The following is a 14,877-nucleotide window of genomic DNA, read 5'->3' as shown; positions in this document are numbered from 1 at the left end:
GGCGCTATGCTTAAAGGCGAAGACATCGGCATTGACCTGGGGACGGCCAGCGTCCTCATCTACGTGCGGGGGAAGGGGATCGTCCTTAAGGAGCCCTCCGTCATCGCCGTGGTCCAGGGGAAGCGGGAGGTGAAGGCCGTGGGGGCGGAGGCCTACCGGATGCTCGGGCGCACCCCCGGGAACATCGTGGCCGTGCGCCCCCTTAAGGACGGGGTCATCGCCGACTACGCCCTCACGGAGAAGATGCTCCTCCTCTTCCTGCAGAAGGTCCTCTCCCCCATGAGCCGCCTCTTCAAGGGGCGGGTGCGGATCATGGTGGGGGTTCCCTCCGGGGTGACGGACGTGGAGCGGCGGGCCGTGGTCCAGGCCGTCTCCACCCTGGCCCACAAGGTCTACCTCATTGAGGAACCCTTGGCGGCCGCCATCGGGGCGGGGATCAACGTGGCCGAGCCCACGGGGAGCATGGTGGTGGACATCGGGGGCGGCTCCACGGACATCGCCGTCATCTCCTTGGGCGGGATCGTGCGCTCGGAAAGCCTCCGCATCGCCGGGAACGAGATGGACCAGGCCATCATCCGCTTCGTCCGGCAGAGGTACAACCTGCTCATCGGGGAGCGCACCGCGGAGGAGCTCAAGATCCAGCTGGGCCGGGCCAAGGTCCTGCCGGGGGAGGAAAGGGAGGTGGCCGAGGTCCGGGGCCGGGACCTCATCTCCGGCCTTCCCCGCACCGCGGAAATCCCCGCGGAGGACATCGTGGAGGCCCTGAGGGAGCCCCTGGAGAAGATCTTCCAGGGGGTGAAGGGGGTCTTGGAAACCACCCCTCCCGAGCTGGCCTCGGACATCTACGAGCGGGGCATCCTCCTCACCGGGGGTGGGGCCCTCCTCAGGAACCTGGACGTGGCCCTGCAGGAGGCCACGGGGGTGCCGGTGGTGGTGGCGGAAAACCCCATTGAGGCGGTGGCCTTGGGCACGGGGAAGGCCCTGGAGATGCTCCACGTGCTGGAGGACACCATCCTTTCCTCCGACGACGTGCTGAAGAGGTGAGGCCGTGGAGATCGGGGAGATCCTGAGGCTCCTTCCCCACCGCTACCCCTTCCTCCTCATAGACCGGGTCCTGGAGGCGGACGAGAGGCGCTTCAAGGCCCTCAAGAACGTCACCTTCAACGAACCCCACTTCCAGGGCCACTTCCCCGGTTACCCCATCATGCCCGGGGTCCTGATCCTGGAGGCCATGGCCCAGGCGGCGGTGGGCACCATCGCCCGGCAACCCGGCTTCAAGCCCGGGGGGCTGGTCTTTCTGGTGGGGGTGGAGGAGGCCCGTTTCAAGAAGCCCGTGGGTCCGGGGGACACCCTGATCCTGGAGGGGGAGCTCCTCCTCTTCCGCCGGGGCCTGGGCAAGGTGGCGGTGCGGGCCCTGGTGGAGGGGGAGGAGCGGGCGCACGCCACCTTGAGCTTCGCGGTGCGGGAGGGGTAGGTGGCCGACCTCTCGGCTTACCTCAAGCGGGCCCGGGGCGGGCGGGTGGTGCAAACGGGGTTCTTGGACCTCGAGGCCCAGGCCCTGCTCCTGGAAGAGGCCCGGAGGGAAGGGCTCAGGGTGGCCTTCTTCGGGGGGTTCCCCCTGGCGGAGCGCAAGGTGGCGGTGCTCTACCCGCCGGAGATCCCTTCCGTGCACGACCCCGTGGAGGTCTACTTCCTGGAGAAGGAGCCCCCGGACCTGGGCGAGGCCATGGGGGACCTGGAGGCGTGGGAGGGGGGCTTCCTGGTGGCCCTGCTGCCTGGGGGAAAGCGGGCCCTGGAGGAGGCGGGCTACCGGCCCTTGCCCCCGCCCGAGGGGGCCTTGCGGGCGGCGAGCGAGCGGGTGCGCACCCTGGTGGTGCCCTCCTTGCGGGTGGACGCCGTGGGGGCCAAGGGCTTCGGGGTGTCCCGCACCTACTTCGCCCAGGGGGTCAAGGCGGGGAAGGTGCGCCTCAAGGGGCGTGTGGCCTCTCCCAAGGACGAGATGGCCCCCGGGGACACCCTCTTTGCGGAGGGGCTGGGGAGCCTCAAGCTCCTGGAGGTACTTGGCGAAACCCGGCGGGGGAACTATAAAATCAAGGTGGAGGTGGAGCGCTAGGAAGACCATCGGGTTCGGGTTTGGGCTTGACGGGACTTGGGGGGGTCCTTTAGGCTAAGGTTTGTGCTCTTTGGTCGGGCCAAGGGAGCACGGTAAGAGCCAGCCGCCGCAAGGGCAGGTGCCCTTGCGGAAGAACCCTGTTAGCTTACCTCGGGCGGCCCGCTTCCCCGTTTGAGGTGACGCATGGAGATTAAGCGGTTCGGTCGCATCCGAGAGGTCATTCCCCTTCCGCCCCTCACGGAAATCCAGGTGGAGTCCTACAGAAGGGCCCTGCAGGCGGACGTTCCCCCGCACCAGCGGGAGAACGTGGGCATCCAGGCGGCCTTCAAGGAAACCTTCCCCGTGGAGGAGGGCGACAAGGGCAAGGGCGGCCTGGTGCTGGACTTTTTGGAGTACCGTTTGGGGGAGCCCCCCTTCTCCCAGGACGAGTGCCGGGAGAAGGACCTCACCTACCAAGCCCCCCTCTACGCCCGGCTTCAGCTCATCCACAAGGACACGGGCCTCATCAAGGAGGACGAGGTCTTCCTGGGGCACCTGCCCCTCATGACCGAGGACGGCTCCTTCATCGTGAACGGGGCCGACCGGGTGATCGTCTCCCAGATCCACCGCTCCCCCGGGGTCTACTTCACCCCGGACCCCGCCCGCCCCGGGCGCTACGTGGCCAGCATCATCCCCCTGCCCAAGCGGGGGCCTTGGATTGACCTGGAGGTGGAGCAGAGCGGCGCCGTTTCCATGAAGGTCAACAAGCGCAAGTTCCCCCTGATCCTCCTCCTCCGGGTCCTGGGGTACGAGGCCGAGACCCTGAACCGGGAGCTTGGCGCCTACGGGGACCTGGTGCAGGGGCTTTTGGACGAGGGGGTGCTCGCCATGCGCCCCGAGGAGGCCCTGGTGCGCCTCTTCACCCTCCTCCGCCCCGGGGATCCCCCCAAGCGGGACAAGGCCCTGGCCTACCTCTTTGGCCTCCTGGCCGACCCCAAGCGCTACGACCTGGGGGAGGCGGGCCGGTACAAGGCGGAGGAGAAGCTGGGGATCGCCCTCTCCGGGCGCACCCTGGTGCGCTTTGAGGACGGAGAGTTTAAGGACGAGGTCTTCCTCCCCACCCTGCGCTACCTCTTCGCCCTCACCGCCGGGGTGCCGGGCCACGAGGTGGACGACATCGACCACCTGGGCAACCGCCGCATCCGCACCGTGGGCGAGCTCATGGCTGACCAGTTCCGGGTGGGGCTCTCGCGCCTGGCCCGGGGGGTGCGGGAGCGGATGCTCATGGGGGCCTCCGACACCCTGACCCCGGCCAAGCTGGTGAACAACCGGCCCCTGGAGGCGGCCATCCGGGAGTTCTTCGGCCGCAGCCAGCTCTCCCAGTTCAAGGACGAGACCAACCCCCTCTCCTCCCTCAGGCACAAGCGCCGGATCTCCGCCCTGGGCCCCGGGGGCCTCACCCGGGAGCGGGCGGGCTTCGACGTGCGGGACGTGCACCGCACCCACTACGGCCGCATCTGCCCGGTGGAGACCCCGGAAGGGGCCAACATCGGCCTCATCACCTCCCTGGCCGCCTACGCCCGGGTGGACGACCTGGGCTTCATCCGCACCCCCTACCGCCGGGTGAAGCACGGGGTGGTCACGGACGAGGTGGTCTACATGACCGCCACCGAGGAGGACCGCTACACCATCGCCCAGGCCAACACCCCCTTGGAAGGCGACCGCATCGCCACCGACCGGGTGGTGGCCCGGAGGAAGGGGGAGCCCGTGATCGTGAGCCCGGAAGAGGTGGAGTTCATGGACGTCTCCCCCAAGCAGGTCTTCTCCGTGAACACCAACCTCATCCCCTTCCTGGAGCACGACGACGCCAACCGGGCCCTCATGGGTTCCAACATGCAGACCCAGGCGGTGCCCCTCATCCGGGCCCAGGCGCCGGTGGTGATGACGGGCCTCGAGGAGCGGGTGGTGCGGGACTCCCTGGCCGCGGTCTACGCGGAGGAGGACGGGGAGGTGGTGGCGGTGGACGGTCGCCGCATCGCCGTGCGCTACGCGGACGGCCGCCTGGTGGAGTACACCCTGCGCCGCTTCGTGCGCTCCAACCAGGGCACCGCCTTAGACCAGCGGCCCCGGGTGGTGGTGGGACAGCGGGTGAGGAAGGGGGACCTGCTCGCGGACGGCCCCGCCTCCGAGGAGGGCTTCTTGGCCCTGGGGCAGAACGTCCTGGTGGCCATCATGCCCTTTGACGGCTACAACTTTGAGGACGCCATCGTCATCAGCGAGGAGCTTCTCAAGCGGGACTTCTACACCTCCATCCACATCGAGCGCTACGAGATAGAGGCCCGGGACACCAAGCTGGGCCCGGAGCGCATCACCCGGGACATCCCCCACCTCTCCGAGGCCGCCCTTCGCGACCTGGACGAGGAAGGGGTGGTGCGGATCGGGGCGGAGGTGAAGCCCGGCGACATCCTGGTGGGGCGCACCAGCTTTAAGGGGGAGCAGGAGCCCTCCCCCGAGGAACGCCTCTTGCGCTCCATCTTCGGCGAGAAGGCCCGGGACGTGAAGGACACCTCCCTGCGGGTGCCCCCGGGGGAAGGGGGGATCGTGGTGGGTACCCTGCGCCTGCGCCGGGGGGACCCCGGGGTGGAGCTGAAGCCCGGGGTGCGGGAGGTGGTGCGGGTCTACGTGGCCCAGAAGCGCAAGCTCCAGGTGGGGGACAAGCTGGCCAACCGCCACGGGAACAAGGGGGTGGTGGCCAAGATCCTCCCCGTGGAGGACATGCCCCACCTGCCGGACGGCACCCCGGTGGACATCATCCTGAACCCCCTGGGCGTGCCCAGCCGCATGAACCTGGGCCAGATCCTGGAGACCCACCTGGGCCTGGCGGGGTTCTTCCTGGGCCAGCGCTACATCTCCCCGGTCTTCGACGGGGCCACGGAGCCGGAGGTCAAGGCCCTTCTGGCCGAAGCCTTTGACCTCTACTTTGGCCGGCGCAAGGAGGAGGGCTTCGGGGTGGACAAGCGGGAGCTGGAGGTCCTGGCCCGGGCGGAGAAGCTGGGCCTGGTGAGCCCGGGCAAGAGCCCCGAGGAGCAACTTCGGGAGCTTTTCGTCCAGGGGAAGGTGGTCCTCTACGATGGCCGTTCCGGGGAGCCCCTGGAAGGCCCCATCGTGGTGGGGCAGATGTTCATCATGAAGCTCTACCACATGGTGGAGGACAAGATGCACGCCCGCTCCACCGGCCCCTACTCCCTCATCACCCAACAGCCCCTGGGGGGCAAGGCCCAGTTCGGCGGCCAGCGCTTCGGGGAGATGGAGGTCTGGGCCCTCGAGGCCTACGGGGCCGCCCACACCCTGCAGGAGATGCTCACCCTGAAGTCCGACGACATTGAGGGCAGGAACGCCGCCTACGAGGCCATCATCAAGGGGGAGGACGTGCCCGAGCCCAGCGTGCCCGAGTCCTTCCGGGTTTTGGTGAAGGAGCTCCAGGCCCTGGCCCTGGACGTGCAGACCCTGGACGAAAGGGACAACCCCGTGGACATCTTTGAGGGGCTGGCGTCCAAGCGGTAGCCATTGGCGAAGAGCGGGATGCTTTGCCCGGAAGGCAAACACACGGAGGAAGAATGAGAAAGGAAGTCCGCAAGGTCCGCATCGCCCTGGCCTCCCCGGAGAAGATCCGCTCCTGGAGCTACGGGGAGGTGGAGAAGCCCGAGACCATCAACTACCGCACCCTCAAGCCCGAGCGGGACGGGCTTTTTGACGAGCGTATCTTCGGCCCCACCAAGGACTACGAGTGCGCCTGTGGCAAGTACAAGCGCCAGCGCTTTGAGGGCAAGGTGTGCGAGCGCTGCGGGGTGGAGGTGACCAAGAGCATCGTGCGCCGCTACCGCATGGGGCACATCGAGCTCGCCACCCCCGCGGCCCACATCTGGTTCGTCAAGGACGTGCCCTCCAAGATCGGCACCCTCCTGGACCTCTCCGCCACCGAGCTGGAGCAGGTCCTCTACTTCAGCAAGTACATCGTCCTGGACCCCAAGGGGGCGGTGCTGAACGGGGTGCCGGTGGAGAAGCGCCAGCTCCTCACCGACGAGGAGTACCGGGAGCTCCGCTTCGGCAAGCAGGAGACCTATCCCCTCCAGGGGGTGGACGCCCTGGTGAAGGACGGGGAGGAGGTGGTGAAGGGCCAGGAGCTCGCCCCCGGGGTGGTGAGCCGCATGGACGGGGTGGCCCTCTACCGCTTCCCCCGCCGGGTGCGGGTGGACTACCTGAAGAAGGAGCGGGCCGCCCTCATCCTGCCCCTTTCCGCCTGGGTGGAGAAGGAAAGCTACAAGCCGGGGGAGGTCCTGGCCGAGCTCGCCGAGCCCTACCTCCTCCGGGCCGAGGAGGCGGGGGTGGTGGAGCTTCGGGAGCTGGAGGAGGGCGCCTTCCTCACCCTCCTTCAGGAGGACGAACCTGTGGCCACCTACTTCCTCCCCGTGGGCATGACCCCCCAGGTGGTCCCGGGGGAGATCGTGGAGAAGGGCCAGCCCCTGGCCGAGGGCCGGGGCCTCCTGCGCCTGCCCCGCCACATGGCTGCCAAGGAGGTGGAGGCCGAGGAGGAGGGGGACCGGGTCTACCTCACCCTCTTCCTGGAGTGGACCGAGCCCAAGGACTACCGGGTGGCCCCCCACATGAACGTGGTGGTGCCGGAGGGGGCGAGGGTGGAGGCCGGCGACAAGATCGTGGCCGCCATTGACCCGGAGGAGGAGGTCATCGCCGAGGCCGAGGGGGTGGTCCACCTCCACGAGCCCGCCAGCATCGTGGTGATGAAGGCCTGCCTCTACCCCTTCGTGGAGGACGTGGAGGTGACCACTGGGGACCGGGTGGCCCCGGGGGATGTCCTGGCGGATGGGGGGAGGGTGAAGAGCGAGATCTACGGCCGGGTGGAGGTGGACCTGGTCCGCAACGTGGTGCGGGTGGTGGAGTCTTACGACATCGACGCCCGCATGGGGGCCGAGGCCATCCAGGTCCTGCTGAAGGAGCTGGACCTGGAGAAGCTGGAGGCGGAGCTTCTGGAGGAGATGAAGCACCCCTCCCGGGCCCGCCGGGCCAAGGCCAGGAAGCGCCTCGAGGTGGTGCGGGCCTTCCTGGACTCCGGCAACCGCCCCGAGTGGATGGTGTTGGAGGCGGTGCCCGTCCTGCCCCCCGACCTCCGCCCCATGGTCCAGGTGGACGGGGGCCGCTTCGCCACCAGCGACCTCAACGACCTCTACCGCCGCCTCATCAACCGCAACAACCGCCTCAAGAAGCTCCTGGCCCAGGGGGCCCCGGAGATCATCATCCGCAACGAGAAGCGCATGCTCCAGGAGGCGGTGGATGCGGTGATTGACAACGGCCGCCGGGGGGCCCCCGTCACCAACCCCGGTTCGGAGCGCCCCCTAAGGAGCCTCACCGACATCCTCTCCGGCAAGCAGGGCCGCTTCCGCCAGAACCTCCTGGGCAAGCGGGTGGACTACTCGGGCCGAAGCGTGATCGTGGTGGGGCCCCAGCTCAAGCTCCACCAGTGCGGCCTGCCCAAGCGCATGGCCCTGGAGCTCTTCAAGCCCTTCCTCCTCAAGAAGATGGAGGAGAAGGGCATCGCCCCCAACGTCAAGGCGGCGCGGCGCATGCTGGAGAGGCAGCGGGACATCAAGGACGAGGTGTGGGACGCCCTGGAGGAGGTCATCCACGGCAAGGTGGTCCTCCTGAACCGGGCCCCCACCCTGCACCGGCTGGGGATCCAGGCCTTCCAGCCCGTCCTGGTGGAGGGGCAGTCCATCCAACTCCACCCCCTGGTGTGCGAGGCCTTCAACGCCGACTTCGACGGGGACCAGATGGCGGTGCACGTGCCCCTCTCCTCCTTCGCCCAGGCGGAGGCCCGCGTCCAGATGCTCTCCGCCCACAACCTCCTCTCCCCGGCCTCCGGGGAGCCCCTGGCCAAGCCCAGCCGGGACATCATCCTGGGCCTCTACTACATCACCCAGGTGCGGCGGGAGAAGAAGGGGGCGGGCCTGGAGTTCGCCACCCCGGAGGAGGCCCTGGCCGCCTACGAGCGGGGCGAGGTGGCCCTGAACGCCCCCATCCGGGTGGCGGGCAAGGAGACCAGCGTGGGCCGCCTCAAGTTCGTCTTCGCCAGCCCCGACGAGGCCCTTCTGGCCGTGGCCCACGGGTACCTGGACCTGCAGGACGTGGTCACGGTGCGGTACCTGGGCAAGCGTCTGGAGACGAGCCCGGGCCGGGTGCTCTTCGCCCGCATCGTGGGGGAGGCCGTGGGGGACGAGAAGGTGGCCCAGGAGCTCATCCAGATGGACGTCCCCCAGGAGAAGAACTCCCTCAAGGACCTGGTCTACCAGTCCTTCCTGCGCCTGGGGATCGAGAAGACCGCCCGCCTCCTGGACGCCCTCAAGTACTACGGCTTTACCCTTTCCACCACCAGCGGCATCACCATCGGTATTGACGACGCGGTCATCCCGCCGGAGAAGCAGAGGTTCCTGGAGGAGGCCGACAGGAAGCTCCTGCAGATTGAGCAGGCCTACGAGATGGGCTTCCTCACGGACCGGGAGCGCTACGACCAGGTGATCCAGCTCTGGACGGAGACCACGGAGAAGATCACCCAGGCGGTCTTCAAGAACTTTGAGGAGAACTACCCCTTCAACCCCCTCTACGTGATGGCCCAGTCCGGGGCCCGGGGTAACCCGCAGCAGATCCGCCAGCTCTGTGGCATGCGCGGCCTCATGCAGAAGCCCTCGGGGGAGACCTTCGAGGTGCCCGTGCGCTCCTCCTTCCGCGAGGGTCTCACCGTCTTGGAGTACTTCATCAGTAGCCACGGGGCCCGTAAGGGCGGGGCGGACACCGCCCTCCGCACCGCCGACTCCGGCTACCTCACGCGGAAGCTGGTGGACGTGGCCCACGAGATCGTGGTGCGGGAGGCGGACTGCGGCACCACCAACTTCATCTCCGTGCCCCTCTTCCAGCCCGATGAGGTGACCCGCTCCTTGCGCCTCAGGAAGCGCTCGGACATAGAGTCCGGGCTCTACGGCCGCGTCCTGGCCCGGGAGGTGGAGGTGCTGGGGCAGCGGCTGGAGGAGGGCCGCTACCTCACCCTGGAGGACGTGGCCTTCCTCATCAAGGCGGCGGAGGCGGGGGAGATCCGGGAGGTCCCCGTCCGGAGCCCCCTCACCTGCCAAACCCGGTACGGGGTCTGCCAGAAGTGCTACGGCTACGACCTCTCCATGGCCCGCCCCGTGTCCATCGGGGAGGCGGTGGGGGTGGTGGCGGCGGAGTCCATCGGGGAGCCCGGCACCCAGCTCACCATGCGCACCTTCCACACGGGCGGGGTGGCCACGGGCACCGACATCACCCAGGGTCTGCCCCGCGTGATTGAGCTCTTTGAGGCCCGGCGTCCCAAGGCCAAGGCGGTCATCTCCGAGATCGACGGGGTGGTGCGCATTGAGGAGTCGGAGGACAAGCTCTCCGTCTTTGTGGAGTCCGAGGGCTTCTCCAAGGAGTACAGGCTCCCCAAGGAGGCCCGTTTGGTGGTGAAGGACGGGGATTACGTGGAGGCGGGCCAGCCCTTGACCCGTGGGGCCGTGGACCCCCACCAGCTCCTCGAGGCCCGGGGGCCGGAGGCGGTGGAGCGCTACCTGGTGGACGAGATCCAAAAGGTCTACCGGGCCCAGGGGGTGAAGCTCCACGACAAGCACATTGAGATCGTGGTGCGGCAGATGCTGAAGTACGTGGAGGTCACCGACCCCGGGGAAAGCCGCCTCCTGGAGGGCCAGGTCCTGGAGAAGTGGGACGTGGAAGCCCTGAACGAAAGGCTCATCGCCGAGGGCAAGACCCCCGTGGCCTGGAGGCCCCTCCTCATGGGGGTTACCAAGAGCGCCCTCTCCACCAAGAGCTGGCTCTCCGCGGCCAGCTTCCAGAACACCACCCACGTGCTCACCGAGGCGGCCATCGCCGGGAAGAAGGACGAGCTCATCGGCCTCAAGGAGAACGTCATCCTGGGCCGCCTCATCCCCGCCGGCACGGGCTCGGACTTCGTGCGCTTCACCCAGGTGGTGGACAAGAAGACCTTGAAGGCCATAGAGGAGGCCAGAAAGGAGGCGGTGGAGGCCAAGGAGCCCACCCTGCGCCGGCCCCTGCGCCGGGAGCAGCCGGGGAAGCAGGCGTAAGGCCACCCCGGGCTGGCCTGGGCCCGCATGGGGGCCCAGGCAAAAGGGCCCGGTGGCGCGGCCGCGGCTAAGGGGGTGGGGAGGCCTCCCCGCCCCCTTCCATGGGCCATAATGGACCCATGCAGGCCAGGCTCTACACCGCCTTCCGCCAGGTGGGGGAGGACCTCTTCCAGCAAAGGCTCATCTCCGCCACCGCGGGGAACTTCTCCGTGCGCACCAAGGAGGGCTTTCTCATCACCAAAAGCGGCGTGCAGAAGGCCCGCCTCACCCCGGAGGACCTGGTGGAGGTGCCCCTTTCGGGGCCCGTCCCCCCAGAGGCCAGCGTGGAGAGCGTCATCCACCGGGAGGTCTACCGCAGCACGGGGGCCAGGGCCCTGGTCCACGCCCACCCCCGGGTGGCCGTGGCCCTTTCCCTCTCCCTGAACCGGCTCGTGCCCTTGGACCTCGAGGGCCAGTACTACCTCAAGGAGGTGCCGGTGCTGGCCCCAAAGACCGTCTCCGCCACGGAGGAGGCGGCCTTGGCCGTGGCCGAGGCCCTAAAGGAGCACCGGGCCTGCCTCCTGAGGGGCCACGGGGCCTTCGCCCTGGGGCTCAAGGAACGCCCTGAGGAGGCGCTCTTGGAGGCCTACAGCCTCCTCACCACCTTGGAGGAGAGCGCGGAGATCCTCCTGTACCACCGCCTCTGGGGGGCAGGATGAGGGTGCTCTTCGTGGAGGGGAAGGATAAGGAGGCCCTCCTGGCCCTGGGGAGGAGGCTCCCCCACCCCTGGTGGCTCCTGGAGGGGGAGGGGGTGTGGCTCTTGCAGGTCTTCGGGGCCTCGGAGGAGGCGGAGGCGCAGGCGCGGGGTCTGGGGGGCGTGCGGGTCTGGACCTTCACGCTCCAGGATGGGGTAGTCTATAGGGGATGCGGGAAGAAATCGGCTACATCCCCGTAGGGGAGGCGGAGCTTTACGTGGAGGACGTGGGGGACGAGCGCGCTCCCGCCCTTTTCGTCCTCCACGGGGGGCCCGGGGGCAACGCCTACGCCCTCCGGGAGGGCCTGCAAGACTACCTGGAGGACTTCCGGGTGGTCTACTTTGACCAGCGGGGCTCGGGGCGGAGCCTGGAGCTGCCGGAGGACCCCAGGCTCTTCACCGTGGACGCCTTGGTGGAGGACACCCTGGGCCTGGCCGAGGCCTTGGGGGTGGAGCGGTTCGGCCTCCTGGCCCACGGCTTCGGGGCGGTGGTGGCCCTGGAGCTTCTCCGCCGCGCCCCGGAGGCCGAGGGGGCCATCCTCCTCTCCCCCTGGGTGAGCTTTCCCTGGCTGGCCGCCCGCCTGGCGGAGGCCGCGGGCCTGGTGCCCCTTCCCGACCCCGAGGAAAACCTGAGGGCCGCCCTGGAGCGCGCCGAGCCCAAGGCCCTCTTTGACCGCCTCATGTTCCCCACCCCCCACGGGCGCCTGGAGTACGAGTGGGTGGCGGAGGGTTCGGGCATCCTGGGCTCTGATACCCCCGCCCTGGCCTTCCTGAAAAACGGCCTTTGGCACCTGGACTACACCCCCTACCTTTCCCCTGGCCGCAGGCCGGTGGCGGTGGTGGTGGGCGAGAAGGACGGCACCAGCTACCCCTACGCCGAGGAGGTGGCCGAGCGCCTCAAGGCCCCCATCCACGTGGTCCCAGGGGCCGGGCACTTCCCCTGGATTGACGAGCCGGAGGCCTTTGGCAGGGCCCTGGAGACCGCTCTTGCGACCCTCCTGCCCTCTTGGAAGGGCAAGGCCTAATGCCGGCACGGGGACCCCGGTGGGAGGGCCCGGCGGGTGAGGGGGGTGTAAGCGTTTGTGCTAGGATAGGGGGGTCACCGGGGGTGCCCCACAAGGGGCTGAGAGATACCCTTGGAACCTGATCCGGGTAGTGCCGGCGTAGGGAAGGTGACGGAGGCCCCTCCCGGTGACAAGGAGGGGTTTTATGGTGCGCGCGCTTGCCTTCTCGGTCCTCTTGGCCCTGGCCTTGGCCCAGGAGATCACGGTCCTCACCCATTCCAGCTTTTCCCTGGACAAGAACCTCATCGCCCAGTTTGAGCGGGAGACGGGCCTGAAGCTCCGCTTTCTCAAGGGAGGGGATGCGGGGGAGACCCTAAACCGGGCCATCCTCACCAAGGGGGCTCCCATCGCCGACGTGATCTACGGCTTTGACAACACCTTCCTCTCCCGGGCCCTGGAGGCCGACATCCTCCTCCCCTACCGGAGCCCGGAGATCCCGAACCTCAAGGCCACCCTGCTCCTGGACCCCACCTTCCGGGCCCTCCCCGTGGACTACGGCTGGGTGAGCCTGAACTACGATCGGGCCTTCTTCAAGGAGAGGCCCTTGCCCAAGGCCCCCCAGGACCTGGCCCGGCCCGAGTACGCCAGGCTTCTGGTGGTGCAGAACCCCGCCACCAGCTCGCCCGGGCTCGCCTTCCTGATGGCCACCGTGGCCCGCTTCGGGGAGGACGGCTACCTGGACTTCTGGGCGGCCCTCAGGGACGGGGGGGTACGGGTGGCCAAGGGGTGGAGCGAGGCCTACTACACCCACTTCACCCTCTACAAGGGGGACAGGCCCTTGGTGGTCTCCTACACCACCTCCCCGGCCGCCGAGGTCTACTACTCCGAGGGCAAGTACAAGGAGCCGCCCACGGGCAACCTCTTTCCGGAGCTGGCCTTCTTCCAGGTGGAGTTCGTGGGCGTTCTGAAGGGGACCAAGAACCTGGCGGGGGCCAAGAAGGTGGTGGACTGGTTCCTTTCCCGGCCCGTACAGGAGAACCTGCCCACGGAGATGTGGATGTACCCGGCGAGGAGGGACGCCAGGCTGCCCGAGGTCTTCCGCTTCGCCCCCGAGCCCTTGGGGAGCGTCCGCCTGGACCCCAAGGCCATGGCGCAAAACCGGGAGCGCTGGATTGAGGAGTGGACCAGGGTGGTCCTCCAGGGGCAAAGCCCCGAGGCGGTGCGCCGGGGCCGTCGGTGAGTGGGGCCGCGTGATGCCCTTTTGTCCGGCTTCATCTGCCCTGTGGCCTCCGGAAGTCCCACGGGGCCCTTTCTCCGGGGCCCCCATGCCGGCTTAGGCCGGCATGGGGTGGTATGGTCCGGCTCGCGGGGTTTCCCGTCCTCCTCTTCCTGGCCTTCGCCCTCTTCTACCCCCTCGGGCGCATCCTGGCCCTGGGGGTGGGGGAGGGGTTGGCCAGGGCCCTGACCAACCCCTACTACTGGGGGCGCTACCTGTGGAGCCTGGAGTACGGCCTTCTTTCCGCCCTCCTCACCCTCCTCTTGGCCCTCCCCCTGGCCTTCCTCTTCCGGAGGCGGTTTCCCATGAGGGAGGCCCTGCTCGCCCTTTCCCTCCTGCCCTTCGTCCTCCCCACCCCGGTGGTGGCCCTGGGGTTTTTGGCCCTCCTCGGCCCCAGGGGGGCTTTGGGGGTGGACCTCTACGGCACCAAGACCCTCCTCCTCCTGGCCGCCGTCTTTTACAACCTGGGGCTTGCCCTGAGGATCCTGCTTCCCGTGGCGGTGCGCCTGGAGGGCCCCGTGCGGGCGGCCAGGGTCCTGGGGGCTACCCCCTGGCGGGCCCTCCTGCGGGTGGGGCTTCCCCTCCTCCTCCCCGCCCTGGCCTCCGCGGGGCTTCTCGTCTTCCTCTACGCCTTCTCCGCCTTCGGGGTGCCCCTCCTCCTGGGGGGGCCCCGGTACGCCACCCTCGAGGTGGAGGTCTACACCCTCCTGGCCTACCGCCTGGCCTTCCCCGAGGCCAGCGCCCTCATGCTCCTGCAGATGGCCACCTTGGGCCTGGCGGTCCTCCTGTACCTGCGCTTCCGGCCCTACCCCCTCCCCCCTGGGGAGCTTCTCCCCGCCCCCTCCTGGGCCTGGAGCGCGGGGCTTGCCGCCTTTTTCCTCCTCCTGTTCGCCCCCCTTTGGGCCCTCTTCCTCCGCGCCGACCCCTCGGCCCTGGCCTCCGCCTGGGCCACGGAGGACTTCACCCCCCTTTCCCTGGCCCTCTGGAATAGCCTCCGCTTTACCGCCCTGGCCCTCCTCCTGGCCCTTCCCCTGGGCGTGGCCTACGCCACGGCCGCCCGGGGAAGCCGCCTCCTGGACCTTTTGGGGCTTTTCCCCCTCATGGTGAGCCCGGTGGCCGTGGGCCTGGGCTACCTCCTGGCCTACCCCGCCTGGCGGGGTTCCTTGCCCCTCCTCCTCACCGCCTACGCCCTCCTGGCCTACCCCCTTTTGGCTCGGGCCCTCCTCCCCGCCCTGAAAAGCCTCTCCCCGAGCCTAATCCAAGCGGCCCGGGTCCTGGGGGCCACGCCCCTTAGGGCCTTTTTCCGCGTGGAGCTCCCCTTGGTGTGGCCTGCCCTGCGGTCGGGGCTGGCCCTAGCCCTGGCCGCCATCCTGGGGGAGTTCGGGGCGAGCCTCGTCCTCTGGCGCCCCGAGTGGACCACCCTGACCCTGGGCATCTACGAGCGCCTGGGGAGGCCGGGGGAGGTCCCCTTCCGGGAAGCCCTGGCCATGGCCGCCTCCCTCGCCCTCCTCTCCGGGCTCCTCTTCTACCTCCTGGACCGGGGCAGGGGGCGGTGGGGTTGAATACCACCCCATGCTGGCTTGCGC

Annotated in this window: 10 protein-coding genes and 1 riboswitch; all 10 genes read left to right on the top strand. The window is 68.9% G+C overall.

The features are described from left to right. Positions 1-6 precede the first annotated feature (6 nt). A complete protein-coding gene (mreB, locus tag ACYQ0J_RS09620) occupies positions 7-1,044 on the top strand; it encodes a rod shape-determining protein MreB (protein ID WP_460171932.1) in 1,038 nt (345 codons plus the stop codon). 4 nt (positions 1,045-1,048) lie between these two features. Beyond that, the gene (gene fabZ, locus ACYQ0J_RS09615) at positions 1,049-1,474 is read left to right on the top strand and encodes a 3-hydroxyacyl-ACP dehydratase FabZ (RefSeq protein ID WP_460171931.1); all 426 of its coding nucleotides are present in this window, start codon (positions 1,049-1,051) and stop codon (positions 1,472-1,474) included. Continuing rightward, a complete protein-coding gene (locus tag ACYQ0J_RS09610; protein ID WP_460171930.1) occupies positions 1,475-2,113 on the top strand; it encodes an RNA-binding protein in 639 nt (212 codons plus the stop codon). Between the two features lie 183 nt (positions 2,114-2,296). Further along, positions 2,297-5,656, top strand: a complete 3,360-nt coding sequence (gene rpoB, locus ACYQ0J_RS09605; RefSeq protein WP_460171929.1) for a DNA-directed RNA polymerase subunit beta — start codon at positions 2,297-2,299, stop codon at positions 5,654-5,656. A gap of 53 nt (positions 5,657-5,709) precedes the next feature. After that, on the top strand, positions 5,710-10,278 hold the full coding sequence (gene rpoC / locus ACYQ0J_RS09600; RefSeq protein ID WP_460171928.1) for a DNA-directed RNA polymerase subunit beta': 4,569 nt from the start codon (positions 5,710-5,712) through the stop codon (positions 10,276-10,278). 119 nt (positions 10,279-10,397) lie between these two features. Then, positions 10,398-10,976, top strand: coding sequence for a fuculose-1-phosphate aldolase (locus ACYQ0J_RS09595; protein WP_460171927.1), 579 nt, complete (start codon positions 10,398-10,400; stop codon positions 10,974-10,976). After that, positions 10,973-11,212, top strand: coding sequence for a hypothetical protein (locus ACYQ0J_RS09590; RefSeq protein WP_460171926.1), 240 nt, complete (start codon positions 10,973-10,975; stop codon positions 11,210-11,212). The genes ACYQ0J_RS09595 and ACYQ0J_RS09590 overlap by 4 nt, the downstream gene beginning before the upstream one ends. Continuing rightward, positions 11,182-12,036, top strand: coding sequence for an alpha/beta fold hydrolase (locus tag ACYQ0J_RS09585; RefSeq protein WP_460171925.1), 855 nt, complete (start codon positions 11,182-11,184; stop codon positions 12,034-12,036). The genes ACYQ0J_RS09590 and ACYQ0J_RS09585 overlap by 31 nt, the downstream gene beginning before the upstream one ends. A 69-nt stretch (positions 12,037-12,105) precedes the next feature. Beyond that, a riboswitch (TPP riboswitch) is annotated at positions 12,106-12,199 on the top strand. A 21-nt stretch (positions 12,200-12,220) separates the two neighbouring features. Beyond that, positions 12,221-13,255 carry a thiamine ABC transporter substrate-binding protein gene (locus ACYQ0J_RS09580; RefSeq protein ID WP_460171924.1) on the top strand — a complete coding sequence of 345 codons (1,035 nt, stop codon included), beginning with the start codon at positions 12,221-12,223 and terminating at the stop codon, positions 13,253-13,255. Between the two features lie 113 nt (positions 13,256-13,368). Further along, a complete protein-coding gene (locus ACYQ0J_RS09575; protein WP_460171923.1) occupies positions 13,369-14,853 on the top strand; it encodes an ABC transporter permease in 1,485 nt (494 codons plus the stop codon). Positions 14,854-14,877: the final 24 nt, after the last annotated feature.

The organism is Thermus sp. FJN-A (assembly GCF_054655095.1).
This window is presented reverse-complemented; position numbering and strand designations above follow the sequence as displayed.

Bases quoted from the DNA above. Each gene is read 5' to 3' on its own strand.
- ACYQ0J_RS09585 (WP_460171925.1), top strand. From the start codon at position 11,182: ATGCGGGAAGAAATCGGCTACATCCCCGTAGGGGAGGCGGAGCTTTAC.
- mreB (WP_460171932.1), top strand. From the start codon at position 7: ATGCTTAAAGGCGAAGACATCGGCATTGACCTGGGGACGGCCAGCGTC.
- ACYQ0J_RS09595 (WP_460171927.1), top strand. From the start codon at position 10,398: ATGCAGGCCAGGCTCTACACCGCCTTCCGCCAGGTGGGGGAGGACCTC.
- rpoB (WP_460171929.1), top strand. From the start codon at position 2,297: ATGGAGATTAAGCGGTTCGGTCGCATCCGAGAGGTCATTCCCCTTCCG.
- ACYQ0J_RS09575 (WP_460171923.1), top strand. From the start codon at position 13,369: ATGGTCCGGCTCGCGGGGTTTCCCGTCCTCCTCTTCCTGGCCTTCGCC.
- rpoC (WP_460171928.1), top strand. From the start codon at position 5,710: ATGAGAAAGGAAGTCCGCAAGGTCCGCATCGCCCTGGCCTCCCCGGAG.
- ACYQ0J_RS09590 (WP_460171926.1), top strand. From the start codon at position 10,973: ATGAGGGTGCTCTTCGTGGAGGGGAAGGATAAGGAGGCCCTCCTGGCC.
- ACYQ0J_RS09580 (WP_460171924.1), top strand. From the start codon at position 12,221: ATGGTGCGCGCGCTTGCCTTCTCGGTCCTCTTGGCCCTGGCCTTGGCC.